The sequence below is a fragment of the Aliivibrio sp. 1S175 genome, from assembly GCF_001690985.1.
Taxonomy (GTDB): domain Bacteria; phylum Pseudomonadota; class Gammaproteobacteria; order Enterobacterales; family Vibrionaceae; genus Aliivibrio.
Map to the genome: position 1 here is coordinate 156,809 of NZ_MAJS01000005.1, position 13,721 is coordinate 170,529.

10 protein-coding genes are annotated in these 13,721 nt (G+C 40.5%); 5 read left to right on the forward strand and 5 right to left on the reverse strand.

Annotated elements, in window-relative coordinates; all coding sequences use genetic code 11:
• Nucleotides 1-97 precede the first annotated feature (97 nt).
• Nucleotides 98-1,003 (forward strand): EamA family transporter RarD, encoded by a 906-nt coding sequence (gene rarD / locus A6E06_RS01450; RefSeq protein WP_065594490.1) that lies wholly within the window; start codon nt 98-100, stop codon nt 1,001-1,003.
• A gap of 413 nt (nt 1,004-1,416) precedes the next feature.
• On the opposite strand, the gene uvrD is transcribed toward rarD, so the two are convergent.
• Nucleotides 1,417-3,621 carry a DNA helicase II gene (gene uvrD / locus A6E06_RS01455; RefSeq protein ID WP_065594491.1) on the reverse strand — a complete coding sequence of 735 codons (2,205 nt, stop codon included), beginning with the start codon at nt 3,619-3,621 and terminating at the stop codon, nt 1,417-1,419.
• A gap of 147 nt (nt 3,622-3,768) precedes the next feature.
• Nucleotides 3,769-6,294 (reverse strand): class I adenylate cyclase, encoded by a 2,526-nt coding sequence (locus tag A6E06_RS01460; protein ID WP_065594492.1) that lies wholly within the window; start codon nt 6,292-6,294, stop codon nt 3,769-3,771.
• A 258-nt stretch (nt 6,295-6,552) separates the two neighbouring features.
• Between A6E06_RS01460 and hemC the strand changes: the two genes are divergently transcribed.
• From hemC to A6E06_RS01480, 4 genes are read left to right on the forward strand one after another with little or no spacing between them, the layout of a single operon-like run.
• Nucleotides 6,553-7,488, forward strand: coding sequence for a hydroxymethylbilane synthase (gene hemC, locus A6E06_RS01465; RefSeq protein WP_065594493.1), 936 nt, complete (start codon nt 6,553-6,555; stop codon nt 7,486-7,488).
• A gap of 1 nt (nt 7,489) precedes the next feature.
• Nucleotides 7,490-8,251: a uroporphyrinogen-III synthase gene (locus A6E06_RS01470; RefSeq protein ID WP_065594494.1), complete on the forward strand. Its 762-nt coding sequence runs from the start codon at nt 7,490-7,492 to the stop codon at nt 8,249-8,251.
• The gene (locus A6E06_RS01475) at nt 8,248-9,456 is read left to right on the forward strand and encodes a uroporphyrinogen-III C-methyltransferase (protein WP_065594495.1); all 1,209 of its coding nucleotides are present in this window, start codon (nt 8,248-8,250) and stop codon (nt 9,454-9,456) included. The genes A6E06_RS01470 and A6E06_RS01475 overlap by 4 nt, the downstream gene beginning before the upstream one ends.
• Complete coding sequence (locus tag A6E06_RS01480; protein ID WP_065594496.1) at nt 9,453-10,637, forward strand: heme biosynthesis HemY N-terminal domain-containing protein; 1,185 nt, start codon at nt 9,453-9,455, stop codon at nt 10,635-10,637. Before A6E06_RS01475 ends, A6E06_RS01480 begins: the two co-directional genes overlap by 4 nt.
• A gap of 77 nt (nt 10,638-10,714) precedes the next feature.
• Here the strand turns inward: A6E06_RS01480 and fre are convergent, their stop codons facing one another.
• The 3 genes from fre to ubiD form a co-directional block, all read right to left on the reverse strand.
• Nucleotides 10,715-11,425, reverse strand: a complete 711-nt coding sequence (gene fre / locus A6E06_RS01485) for an NAD(P)H-flavin reductase (protein WP_065594497.1) — start codon at nt 11,423-11,425, stop codon at nt 10,715-10,717.
• A gap of 98 nt (nt 11,426-11,523) precedes the next feature.
• The gene (locus tag A6E06_RS01490; RefSeq protein ID WP_065594498.1) at nt 11,524-11,787 is read right to left on the reverse strand and encodes a 2Fe-2S iron-sulfur cluster-binding protein; all 264 of its coding nucleotides are present in this window, start codon (nt 11,785-11,787) and stop codon (nt 11,524-11,526) included.
• Entirely contained in the window at nt 11,787-13,652 is a 1,866-nt protein-coding gene (gene ubiD, locus A6E06_RS01495; RefSeq protein WP_065594499.1) for a 4-hydroxy-3-polyprenylbenzoate decarboxylase, read from the reverse strand. Before ubiD ends, A6E06_RS01490 begins: the two co-directional genes overlap by 1 nt.
• Nucleotides 13,653-13,721 lie beyond the last annotated feature (69 nt).

A 13,721-nucleotide genomic window follows, 5' to 3' on the forward strand; every position in this document is an offset into this window, starting at 1 on the left:
TCGACACTGAGCTCTATACTCCATCGAACAACAATTCATACAAGGTGTGATCATAAAGACACCTTTTCTATTACATTATTTCGTTAAGAATCTATTTATGCCAACCACAGAACTCGAACAACAACGCACCCGCCAGGGTGTTTTTTTGGCTCTTAGTGCCTATACCATGTGGGGCATCGCACCTATTTATTTCAAAACTATTAGTGAGGTTTCCCCGTTAGAGATTTTAAGCCACCGTGTTATTTGGTCTTTCTTTTTTCTAGCGGGACTACTGTTTTTATCTAAAGGTTGGAAAACGGTTGCGAACACCCTAAAAGATAAAAGAAAAATGGGTTACCTAATGACAAGCAGTGTGTTGATAGGCGCTAATTGGTTAATTTTCATTTGGGCAGTCACTGCTGATCACATGTTGGATGCCAGTTTAGGTTATTTCATCAACCCCATTTTTAATGTCATGCTTGGGATGCTTTTTTTAGGCGAAAGACTAAGAAAATTGCAATGGCTTGCGGTTTGTTTTGCTGCGATTGGCGTACTTATTCAACTGTTCACTTTTGGTTCAATTCCCATCGTGGCTTTAGCATTAGCTTGTAGTTTTGGTTTCTATGGCTTATTACGAAAAAAAGTCGCTATGAATGCACAATCTGGTTTATTTATTGAAACCTTAGTTCTATTACCAATAGCAGCTACCTATTTATTGTTTATCGCGAATTCTCCAACCTCTGACTTCTCCACGAATTCAACAAACCTGAATTTATTATTGATTGCCGCCGGTATCATCACCACCGTTCCTCTGCTTTGTTTTACTGGTGCCGCGACTCGATTAAAGCTAACCACGCTAGGTTTCTTTCAGTATGTCGGTCCAAGCTTAATGTTTATTCTTGCCGTTGGCTTATATGACGAGGTATTTAGTGCAGATAAAGCCATTACGTTTGGTTTTATTTGGGGAGCATTAATCATATTTACAACTGATGCATTTATCACTAATAAAAGAAAAAATAAATAACAGCCAAAATTAAATACACCAAACAAACAAGATTGCAATATTTGCATTCTAATTTCATGAATTGTATTTCAATTTTGTTATTTCTACATGAAAATCAAAATCATTTCGTGAAATTTATTTTTCAGTATGTGACACTAAGCTAATAATAAAAATATACATAACTGATAATATTGTAAATAGGTTAGAACTATGGCTAGGTGTAAGCATTGTAAAGCGGAACTACCGCTATTACCGTCAAAAAGAAGCTTTGTAGAAAGGTATATAACACAACGTAATACAAAAAAATTTAAATGTCATGAATGTAATGAATTACAATTTATAAATCCCTTTGATTCAAATAAAAGTGGCATAACAAAATAAAAAAAAGAGAGCGAATTCGCTCTCTTTTTTTATACTGGAAATATAACGCTATATTACATTGACTCTAATTTCGCATACTGAGTCACAAGCCACTTAATCCCTTCCCCATTAAAAGCCACCTGAACTCGTCCTTGTGGCCCCGCTCCCTCAAAGTTAATGATTGTTCCTTCACCAAATTTAGGGTGCTTCACACGCTGACCTAAGCCATAACCAGTTTCATTAAAGTTATTATTCATCGCTTTCTGGCCAAATCGACTATCAGATGAACTGTCTTGAGAACCATAGCTTCCATAAGATCCTGTTCGGCTTACTTTGGCCTTCATACGTACTTCTTCAACACAGTTCGTCGGTAGTTCTTTAATAAAGCGTGATGGTTTGTGGTATTTCTCTTGGCCATACACTCGGCGCGTTTCTGCATAAATAATATACAGCTTTTCCATCGCACGCGTCATACCAACATAACAAAGACGACGCTCTTCTTCTAAGCGCCCCGCTTCTTCTGCTGACATTTGGCTTGGGAACATGCCTTCTTCAACGCCCACCATAAATACCAATGGGAATTCCAACCCTTTCGCGCTGTGTAATGTCATTAGTTGAACGGCATCTTCAAACTCATCCGCCTGACCTTCACCAGACTCTAATGCTGCGTGAGTTAAGAACGCCGTTAAATCCGTCATCTCTTCGGCTTCTTCTGGTTTATCAAACTGACGAGTCGCCGTTACTAATTCTTCCAAGTTCTCAATACGGGCTTTTGATTTTTCGCCTTTCTCTTGCTCATACATCGTAAACAGGCCTGAGTTTTTAATCACTTGGTCAGTTTGTTCATGTAAGCGACAATCACGAGTATCGTCTTCTAATGCATTAATTAGCTCGATAAAACGGCTTAATGCGCCAGCCGCACGACCTGGTAATACTTGCTCTTCAATCAAAGCAAGACTAGCTTGCCACATGGTCGCCCCGCGTTCACGCGCAGCAAAACGCACGGTTTCGAGTGTTTTATCACCAAGACCACGTGTTGGCGTATTCACTACACGCTCAAAAGCCGCATCATCATGACGATTGTTCATTAAACGTAGGTAAGACAAGGCATCTTTGATCTCTTGTCGTTCGAAGAATCGCATACCACCATAAATTCGATACGGTAATCCTGCTTGAATTAAAGCTTCTTCTAATACGCGAGATTGGGCGTTGTTACGATATAGGAATGCAGAGTCTTGCAAAGCACCACCGTTATCACGCCACTCTTTAATTTTCCCAACCGCAAAGCGAGCTTCATCCATTTCGTTATAAGCAGAGTAAATAGAGATCAGATCGCCATCTGCATCTTCAGTCCATAACTTCTTACCCATGCGCTCAGTATTGTTACTGATCAGTTCATTGGCAGCATTTAGGATATTAGCGGTTGAACGGTAATTTTGCTCTAAACGAATGGTTTTTGCACCCACAAACTCATCTAAGAATTTTTGAATATTTTCGATCTGGGCGCCACGCCAACCATAGATAGATTGATCATCATCACCCACGATCATCACTTTACAATCAGGACCCGCCATCATGCGTAACCATGCGTATTGGATGTTGTTGGTATCTTGGAATTCATCGACCAAAATATGCTTAAAGCGCGCCTGATAGTGCTCACGAATGTGTTTATTATCACGAAGAAGTTCATGAGTTCGAAGTAGGATCTCAGCAAAATCAACCAATCCAGAGCGATCACACGCGTCTTGGTATGCTCGGTATACTTTTAGCCATGTTTCAGCGATAGGATCATTAAATGAATTAATTTGATGTGGGCGTAGACCTTCGTCTTTCTTACCATTAATAAACCAAGCCGCTTGACGCGCAGGCCAGTTTTTATCATCCAAATTCTGAGCTTTGATCAACCGCTTTAATAAACGTTGCTGATCATCTGAATCAATAATTTGGAAACCTTCAGGTAGTTTTGCATCAAGATAATGCGCACGAAGAATACGGTGGCAGATACCATGGAAAGTTCCGTTCCACATTCCACCCGCACTGCCATGCATTAACTCTTCAATACGGCCACGCATTTCTGCCGCCGCTTTATTAGTAAATGTCACTGACATAATAGAGAAAGGAGACGCTTGTTCGATTTGCATTAACCATGCGATACGATGAACAAGTACTCGAGTTTTACCACTACCGGCACCCGCAAGTACAAGCATGTTTTCTAACGGAGCGGCTACGGCTTCGCGCTGTTTGTCATTAAGACCATCAAGAAGAAAAGAAACGTCCATCACATCACACTGGTTATTTATACATGTGAGTGAAGTATATACTGAAATGAAGTGAGACCCAACCTAGAGGCTAGATTTGCTTTTGAATTGAGCAAAGCTAAGACAAAATACTCGCTTAGCTTTGTTATTTTATGCTTGATTTAAAAATCACTGCACTTGTTTTGATTTACACTGTTGCTGCCCACTGCGATAAGAAAGCACTGAGGCTTCTTTTGTTTCACCGTAAACCACCTCATAAAATTGAGGTAAATTAAAGTTCACTTTATCAGGGAGATCTAAATCAATGTTATTACGGCTTGAGGTGTAGTAATGGTTAATGCTGTTTACCATGTCATCTTTACTGCCATAACATTCATGATAAATCTCAACCTTATTCTCTTCATCCAAGACATAAATATTGAATCCATCATCGTTCTTATCTGATACATCAAAGAAAAATTGAATTAATCCTTCACTTGCAAATGAATCCACGACATCTGGGATAATGACACCGCTGCTATCACCTAAAGGAATAGTCGTTGAACCAATGGCTTTATTGGTTGAAATACTTGAGTAAAATTGCACCGAATCTTCTAACTTTTGAATCGATACGCCACGACGTTCAAAGAATAGACCGTACATGGTTGAGCCAATTTTAATGCCTTTAAACCGACGGCGTTTTTCGTTATTTTCAACCGGTTTTAGGCGAAGTTCAATACACTCAGCCAATAACTGATAAATGTTATTACGAATGATGCCACGCATTTGTTTGCTATAGCAAAATACGTCAACAGATTCAGGACGAGCCGCGTCTTGGTGCATTTTACACAGTACCGTTTTTAGCGCATCAAGAATGGCCGTTTCACCACTGAAGTTAAGCGTTCTCACTTCATGCCATGAATTTCGGTAAACCAAATCAACACTTCCGATCAAATTATTTTGATTACTACCACAACTGAAAATATCTGCATCTGCTTGATTCATTCGCTCAGGCTTCATTTTCAATGTTTCAGTCGGGTCATTTTCTAAATTGATAAAAATTGAAAGTTGACGAACTTCACACGGGCTGCCTAATTCTTCTTTGGTTGGTTGCGGCATATGAACAGAAAACGTATTTCTTAAGTCGCTTACCATTTGGTAAAACTTATCAATATTCAGATCAGCTTGGCGTACAACGGCATCTAAACGTGTTGATTCAGTAAGTAATCCATTAAAGAATGCCCACGCAACCAACTTACTTAAGTATCGGTTGTGTTCTAAATACTTCGCACCCATCAATTCTTTAGCGATTAGCGGTTTTTTGTATACATACCAACCCGCGTTATTAATTCCGGTATCTTGCACTTCAATAAAGCTTAAATCACTTTCATGCAAGTCAGGTGAAATTTGCGGATTTAATAGCGTAACTTTACCAGGAAGTTCTTCAAATGCAGCGTAGAGCTTACGAGCAAGAATACTAATGTCTTCAGGGCTTATCGATGACGTTATATCGTTGTTACGTGCAAATCTGATCAAATTACGATAGCTTTGCATTAATGCTTCAAGCAAATCATTATGTGATTTTTTAACTTGCTCCACTTTCCACGAACGACGAGAATCAAGCTCAATAATTGTTGCTTGAGACCAACCCCATCGTGTGGTTAGTTCTGTTAACGCTTTACGACGCCATTCCACTGAGTCTTGCCCCTCTTTTCGAGACAATTTTTCATGTGTTTTTAAATAAAAACTACGGCGAACAAGTTCTAAACGAGCCATATCATTGGTTCGTTCAAGGTAACGAGTTACTTTTTCTAGCATTAGATAATACGCATCCATGCCATAGAGATCGGGCTCTTCAGCAAAGAAACGGCGTTTACTATCAATACTTAATAATTGAGTGTGCGGATATTCCCAAGAATAGGCTTCCAATAAGATGGCTTTTAACACCGACTTAAATGGGGAATCTATGCTTTTATAAAGTTGCCATAGACTAGAACCAAAGTATTCTTCCGCAGGGATATGATTTAGACGACCAAAATCGATCCACTCATCTTTACGAATGACACCTCTCTGACAAAGCTGATCAACATATTCATCATAGCTTTCTTCCATTTCTGGAGGAATTATCTGCCATAATAATTGCTGTCCGCCTAAACAAACTGCGGTTCTATAAAATTCATCAAGCAGCAAAAGATGCTGTGAGGACCCACAGTTATCTCCTGTCATTTCTTCAGAATACGCTTCACGGAAACGGGTTTGTTCCATTAAGAAAAAGTTAGCTTCAATATAGAATTGTGCCGCCCACTTAGTCAGAGCGTCACATTTTTTCTGTAGAAGTACTTTTTTATCAAGAGGGAGTGATTCAGGAATACATACCCAAATATCAAGATCACTGGCGACAGTTTGCCCGATAGATGAAGTACTACCCATAGAATACAAACCAAGGATGTTTTCTTGATTAGAAGTAGAAAGAGGATAGCGAAGCGTCAGTTGAGCCATCCACTCACGCTGCTTCTGATTTGCATGAAATTGCTTAATACCACTAGGTGCACCTTCAATAAACCCCGGGAGTTCCGAGTGATTGAAATGCAGTAGCAATGGCAATTGATGGAAGATCTCTTGCCCAAGTGGTTTCATTAATGCTAACGCACGCTCTATACGTTGTTCAGTAAGGCGTTGTTGTCGAGCAATTAAGGTTTCAATATAGGTTTGCAAATAGAAAGCCTAGTCCATCTTTTGTCATCAATGATGACGGTTAATATTGGATAGAACTCAGCCAATACCGACTATAAAACGTGATCAAGATAACACTTTTCATTACTGCCGTAAAGTTCACGCATTAAGTGTAATCATAGATATCCCTATAATTTTCGGTGTTGTTTTTAACCTATAATCACACTGTTGTCATCCTGTATTTTCACCTCACCCTCAAGTAGTGGTAGGATAAGGTAATTATTTTGATCGGATACTATTATGTCACAGCAATTACCAGTTCGAATTGCCACTCGTAAAAGCCCTTTAGCGCTATGGCAAGCTCATTTTGTTAAAGACGCACTGCAATCTATCCACCCTGGTTTGGAAGTCGAATTAGTTACGATGGTAACTAAAGGAGACATCATTCTAGATACCCCTTTAGCAAAAGTGGGCGGAAAGGGGCTATTCGTAAAAGAACTTGAAGTGGCAATGTTAGAAGGTCGTGCTGATCTTGCGGTTCACTCAATGAAAGATGTTCCAGTTGAGTTTCCTGAAGGGTTGGGTCTGGTGACCATTTGTGAGCGAGAAGACCCGCGTGACGCATTTGTCTCTAATACCTACAACAATATTGAAGAGCTACCGCAAGGGGCTGTCGTTGGTACTTGTAGCTTACGTCGTCAATGCCAGTTAAAAGAAGCGCGCCCTGATTTAATTATCAAAGATCTTCGTGGCAATGTCGGTACTCGTCTACAAAAATTAGACGATGGTAATTACGATGCCATTATTCTTGCTTGTGCAGGCCTTATCCGTTTAGGTTTAGAAGACAGAATCAAAAGCTCTATTGAACCAGAACAATCTCTACCTGCTGTTGGCCAGGGCGCCGTTGGTATTGAAACTCGCCTAAATGACGATCGTATCCGCGCTTTACTTGCACCACTAAATCACCCAGAAACGGCACACCGAGTACTGTGTGAACGTGCGATGAATAATCGTCTTGAAGGTGGTTGTCAGGTGCCAATCGGCAGCTACTCACTCATTGATGGCGACCAGATTTGGTTACGAGCACTGGTTGGTGAACCTGATGGCTCTATCATGGTCCGTGGTGAAATTACGGGATCGGTTTCTGATGCAGAAGCATTAGGCACCCAGTTAGCTGAACAACTGCTTAATAATGGCGCGAAAGATATTTTAGATCGCCTATACGCTGACGCTTAACATGACGATTTTGGTGACTCGCCCAGAGCAAGAGAGCCAAGCACTCTGTAATGCCCTTAATCAATTAGGGCATTCTGCTATTTCTCACTCTTTACTCACCATACATCCAGGTAGAGAACTGTCTCAACTACCGTCATTATTCTCTTCTTTATCTGATGGGGATTTCATCATATCCGTCAGTCAACATGCCGTTGAACATGCTCAACTTTTCCTTAAAAAGCAGCAAAAAGAATGGAAAAAAGGCGTTAATTACATTGCGGTTGGCCAAAAGAGCGCGCAATACCTCAAAACCTATATTTCAGATCCAGTACACTTCCCAACACCAAGCGACAGTGAACATTTACTTGCACTCCCTGTCTTAAAAAACGTGACTGGAAAAAGAGCTATAATTCTGCGAGGTAATGGCGGTCGAGATCTTATTTATCAAGCACTCGAAGATCTTGGAGCCAAAGTCACCTATTGTGAAACTTATCAGCGACAATCAACGTCGTTTGATGGTTCAATAAAAGCTAAAGAGTGGCAAGAGAAAAACGTAGATACGCTGGTGGTCACGAGCGGTGAACAACTTACTTTTTTCACCTCGCAATTTACCAATACAGATTTAGATTGGGTATTAACGTGTCGATTATTAGTACCTAGCGAACGAATTAACCAAATTGGGCAACAACTTGGTTATCAACATATTGAAACGGTTGGCGGAGCCTCTAATTCCGACTTGCTGCACTATCTCAGTGAGCATCATCATGATGGGACTTTCAAATGACAAAAAATAACAATAAGCCACAGTCTGCCGAAGAAAACGCAGCACCGGTTATCGTGCCTTCTTCGGCAACACAAGACCAAACTACGCATTCAACTTCTACGACTGCACCTAAAAAATCAGAAGAGCTTGTCGATAAAAAAGGCCGCCGTTTAGGCACTGTTGCTATCATTATTTCTATCTTATTAAGTGGCGGTGCTTTTTTAACGTCGCAACAACAAGTAACTCAGCAACAAATTCATATTGCTCAACTTGAACAGCAATTAAAAAGCGCCGACAGTACCTTTGATGCAAAATTAGTAACTGCTGAACAGCGTATTACAGATAAAGCTGATGAAATTGTTCGTAAGGCTACCGTCTTAATGCAACAACAAGACAAGAGCATTGCTAGCCTTCAATTAGCCATTGCAGATGTTAAAGGTCGCCGTCCAAATGATTGGCTACTTGCTGAAGCTGATTACCTAGTAAAAATGGCTGGCCGTAAATTATGGCTTGAGCATGATGTTGTAAGTGCCACGCGCCTAATGGAAAATGCAGACCAGCGCATCTCTGCCTTAAACGACCCAAGTTTAACACCACTACGCCGAGCAATGGCAGATGACATTGCGACATTAAAGGCCATTCCATTAATTGATCGTGATGGTTTGGTACTAAAACTGAACAGCCTAGAACAACAAATCAATAAACTTCCCCTTGCTAGCGCGGTGCTTCCTGAAGCTGAAGCGGTAGAACAGAAAAAAGTCTCAACCAACATTAATGATTGGCAATCAAACTTAATGCAGTCTCTGGATAACTTTGCTGGTCATTTTATTACTTACCGTGTACGTGAAGGTAATGTCATTCCTTTGCTTAGTCCCGAACAACATTTTTACCTAAAAGAGAACATCAAAGGTAAGCTACTGCTTGCTTCTAAGGCGTTATATCGCGAACAAAGTGAAGTGTATGCAACCTCATTAGAAAGTGCGAAGCTATGGTCTTCTCAATACTTCCAACAAGATGACCCTGCAGTTAAGAGTTTCATGGCTCAATTAGACTCACTAGCCAAATTCAAAGTTGATGTTCGCTACCCACAAAAAATGGAAACACAGGCTTTATTATCAGACTTCATTTCTGAACGTTTACGCCGAAATGTTCAAGCTGTTGGATCCACTCCAATAAAAGCAACACCAGTAAAGAAAGCGGAAACGGTTGAAGGAGATAAATCATGATCCGATTACTTCTTCTGGCAATCGTTTTAGTCGGTGGATTAATTGTAGGGACGACGTTTGCCGATCAACAAGGTTATGTCTTAATTTCGGTTGCAGATACCACAATAGAGATGAGCTTAACCACGTTAGTTCTTTTTATTGGCGCATTAATAGCAGGTCTGTTCTTACTAGAGATCCTCGTAAAACGCATCTTATCAGTCGGTAATTTTACTCGCGGTTGGTTTAGTGCTCGTCATTTACGTAAAGCTCGCTATAACACCTTTAAAGGCATGATTAAATTACATGAAGGTGAATGGAAAGAAGCTGAACGCTTAATAACTAAAGGTGGACGTCATAACGATTTTCCATTATTAAACTATCTTGCCGCAGCAGAAGCAGCACAAGGTCGTAAGCAACTTGAACAACGTGACCGTTATTTACAACTGGCTTCTGAACAATCAGACAGCACATTAGCTGTCGCATTGACCAGTGCAAAATTGCAAATTCGTGAAGGTCAATATGAGTTAGCTCTTGCGACACTACAATCAGTAAAAGTAGATTACCCGCGTAACCCTGTATTGCTAAGCTTGCTTAAAGAGTGTTATTTAGCTCTAAATGAATGGCTGCCATTAAAGAATATTATTCATCCATTAACGAAGGCTAATCTAATTTCGGAGCAGCAAGCTTTAGAATTAGAAGAAAAAGCAGAGTGTGGATTAATGGCCTTCATTGCGACAAATAAAGGCACTGCTGGGTTATTAGATCATTGGAACTCTTTACCTAAAAAGCTAAAGAAACACGTTCCTATATTAGTCTGTTTAATTAGGCAGTTACACAACCGTAAAGCGGATTCTGAAGCCTATATTATTTTACGAGATAACCTAAAAAAACGCGCAGATGATCGCTTAATAGAATTACTACCAACATTGAACCTTGCTGATTATCATCCTGCAACCCTGTTACTTGAAGACATGGTAAATTACGATGCTCGCAATCCTGTCATCCAAAGCACACTTGCACAACTTTATATGCGCACTCAAAAATGGCAACCTGCTCGTGAACATTTTGAAGCCGCATTAGAGATACGTGAAAATATGTCTGATTATGCTTATCTTGCGCGTGTTTTAGATAAACAAAACAGAAAACAAGCGGCGGCGGATCTTTCGCGTAAAGCATTAACCATGGTTGATGATAACAATTAGCTCTGATTAAACAATGTATATAAAAACGCCACCCCTTAATAGAGTGGCGTTTTTATTTGTCTATAATCCATAACAGATTAAATAAAAGCGAACGCATCACCAAATAACTGCTCTTTTTTCGCTTTTTTCTCAGTAATAAATTGATCACGAGCTGCACCCGCCATCTCAAAACGACCGGCAATATAAATATCCATCTCAGCTAACGAAGTAAAGTCTTCTTTAACCGCTTCAAGTACATTACCTGTTTTTCCAGCCCAGCCTTCTGTTTGTTCGACAACGGGTACAAACGTAATATGGTCATGTGTAGCTGCAATGGCTTCTATTTCGGCTTTTGCGTATAACTGGCACTCATCACGACCACCCCAATAAAGATAAATGGGCTTTTTAATCTTTTGGCTAATGCTGTGATCAAGAATTGAACGTACGTAGCTAAACCCTGTTCCTCCCGCGATTAAGAGCATTGAACGCTCACTGTCTTCGCGGATCCAGGCTTCTCCATGAGGAGCATCAATTTGAATATCTCCGCCATTTTCTAGTGCTGCTTTCATTGATTCGACCACTTCACCCGCATAAGCGTTATGTTCTGCTGCGCCAATATGAAGCTCAATTTCACCTTCATGGCGACAAGGGCTGCTAGCGATTGAAAATGGACGTTTGTCTTTCTCTCCCATCACAACCATTAAGTATTGACCAGCTTTGAACTCTACGGGTTGTTCTGGATGAAGTAATATTTGAAAAGTATTACAAGCCAACGGCTCGATAGACTTTACTTTGCAATTGATTGGCATGACTTTCCTTTTTCAGCTGATATCTATTTTTAAATGATATTTATACGCTGTAATTATTATGAGAATTGAGCATTAAACTCTAATTATACGGGGAGGATTTATTCTAACAACAGTACTAAATCACTTTTTGCTGTTGCCTGACACGCAAATATCCACCCTTCTTGTTGTTCTTTGTCGGTTAGAAGTGGTTCTAAATCGTATTCAATTTCCCCTTCTAACTTTTTACATAGGCACATAGCACACGCACCTACTTGGCATCGATTCGGGTAATTAATCCCCGCCTCCAATGCTGCATCTAAGATGGTTTGCCCCTCTTCAATGCTGAACTCTTTTTGTTGTGGGAGTAAGGTTATTTTTTTCATCACACTTTATCTTTTTCAGAGCTTAATGAAATACCTAATTCATCCCAAATAGAATCAATTTTAGCGACAACTTCTGGGTCTTTCTTGATTGGTGTTCCCCACTCACGAAGACATTCAGAGCCCAATTTATTGGTCGCATCTAATCCCATTTTCGAGTGTCCGTCGCCATCTTGCAAAAATAACGTATCTCTTGCAGGATCCATTCGAGTAGTTACTGCCCAAATAATGTCGTTCCAATCACTCACATCGACATCTTCATCACACACGATAACAAACTTGTTCTCACTAAATTGAGACCAAACCTCTTGCATGATTTTCTTACCATTACCGACCGCTTGCTTATTGATAGACACGACGACCATACTGGCGTTGTTGTTTTGCAAATGAATATCGATAATCTCAGGGCATGCTTTGGTTATTTCAGCTAGGCAGCCTTCAATCTGCTCACTGTCTGTCAGTGAATATTCTACATTAGGTGATAATGCTAATTCGGCATCCCATTTTTTTGTGATATCCAAACCCATCTTTGAGCCTAAACCCGCGACTGGCGAAGCAAAATCTAATGAATCGATTGGCGTGTTCTCTATCATCAAACTATCACGTGATGGGTCCATATGCTGAGACATTGCTGCTGTCACTTGTGACCAATCTCGAGCATTCACCTCTTCATCACACACCAATACAAATTTGGTGTACATGAATTGACGCAAGAAAGACCACACACCCATCATCACGCGTTTTGCATGACCAGGGTATTGCTTCTTCATCGTCACGACCGCCATGCGATACGAACAGCCTTCTGGTGGCAAGTAGAAATCAATAATTTCAGGGAATTGCTTTTGTAGAATTGGCACAAACACTTCATTTAATGCCACACCCAATACGGCAGGTTCATCTGGCGGACGACCGGTGTAGGTACTGTGATAAATGGGGTCTTTACGCATCGTAATGTGAGTAACAGTAAATACGTGGTGCTTTTCAACTTCATTATAATAACCGGTGTGATCCCCATAAGGACCTTCATCGGCAAATTCTGTTGGGTCAATATAGCCTTCAAGCACAATTTCAGCACTGGCCGGCACTTCCAAATCGTTACTAATAGATTTGGTTACTTCGGTTCTACTACCACGTAGAAGACCAGCAAATGCATATTCAGATAAGGTATCCGGTACAGGAGTGACCGCACCAAGAATTGTGGCAGGATCAGCACCAAATGCGACAGAAACAGGGAAAGGTTCACCTGGATTGGTTTCCATCCAGTCACGCAAATCCAAAGCTCCACCACGATGCGCAAGCCAGCGCATGATGACTTTGTTTTTACTCAATTTCTGTTGACGATAAATCCCCAAATTCTGACGTTTTTTATTTGGGCCTTTAGTAACGGTTAGACCCCAAGTTAATAACGGGGCAACATCATCAGCCCAACAACTCATTACTGGAATTTTATCTAAATCAACCGCATCGCCTTGCCAAACAATCTGTTGGCAGTTGGCCTTACGAATATTCTTGGTTGGCATGTTTAAAACTTGTTTAAAAACAGGCAGTTTATCTAACGCGTCTTTAAAGCCTTTTGGTGGCTCAGGCTCTTTTAAATACGCCAGTAATTTACCGACTTCACGCAGCTCAAGAACGTCTTGACGTCCCATACCAATCGCCACTCGTTCAGCAGTACCAAAGAGATTCGTTAATACGGGGATATCGTAACCGATAGGATTTTCAAACAACAATGCTGGACCACCCGCTCGTAAAGTACGATCGCTGATCTCTGTCATTTCATAATGAGGGTCAATGGGGTGTGAAATGCGTTTTAACTGTCCGATCCCTTCCAAGTGATCAAGAAAACCGCGTAAATCCTTATATTGCATCGCTATCTACATATCGTGAAGTTTGACTAGATTATACCCAACCCAATTCAAACTCACACTCTCTATTTA

What these genes read in the sequence shown, in the direction of transcription:
- rarD (WP_065594490.1), top strand. Translation starts at nt 98, where the DNA reads ATGCCAACCACAGAACTCGAACAACAACGCACCCGCCAGGGTGTTTTT.
- uvrD (WP_065594491.1), bottom strand. Translation starts at nt 3,621, where the DNA reads ATGGACGTTTCTTTTCTTCTTGATGGTCTTAATGACAAACAGCGCGAA.
- hemC (WP_065594493.1), top strand. Translation starts at nt 6,553, where the DNA reads ATGTCACAGCAATTACCAGTTCGAATTGCCACTCGTAAAAGCCCTTTA.
- A6E06_RS01470 (WP_065594494.1), top strand. Translation starts at nt 7,490, where the DNA reads ATGACGATTTTGGTGACTCGCCCAGAGCAAGAGAGCCAAGCACTCTGT.
- A6E06_RS01475 (WP_065594495.1), top strand. Translation starts at nt 8,248, where the DNA reads ATGACAAAAAATAACAATAAGCCACAGTCTGCCGAAGAAAACGCAGCA.
- A6E06_RS01480 (WP_065594496.1), top strand. Translation starts at nt 9,453, where the DNA reads ATGATCCGATTACTTCTTCTGGCAATCGTTTTAGTCGGTGGATTAATT.
- fre (WP_065594497.1), bottom strand. Translation starts at nt 11,425, where the DNA reads ATGCCAATCAATTGCAAAGTAAAGTCTATCGAGCCGTTGGCTTGTAAT.
- A6E06_RS01490 (WP_065594498.1), bottom strand. Translation starts at nt 11,787, where the DNA reads ATGAAAAAAATAACCTTACTCCCACAACAAAAAGAGTTCAGCATTGAA.
- ubiD (WP_065594499.1), bottom strand. Translation starts at nt 13,652, where the DNA reads ATGCAATATAAGGATTTACGCGGTTTTCTTGATCACTTGGAAGGGATC.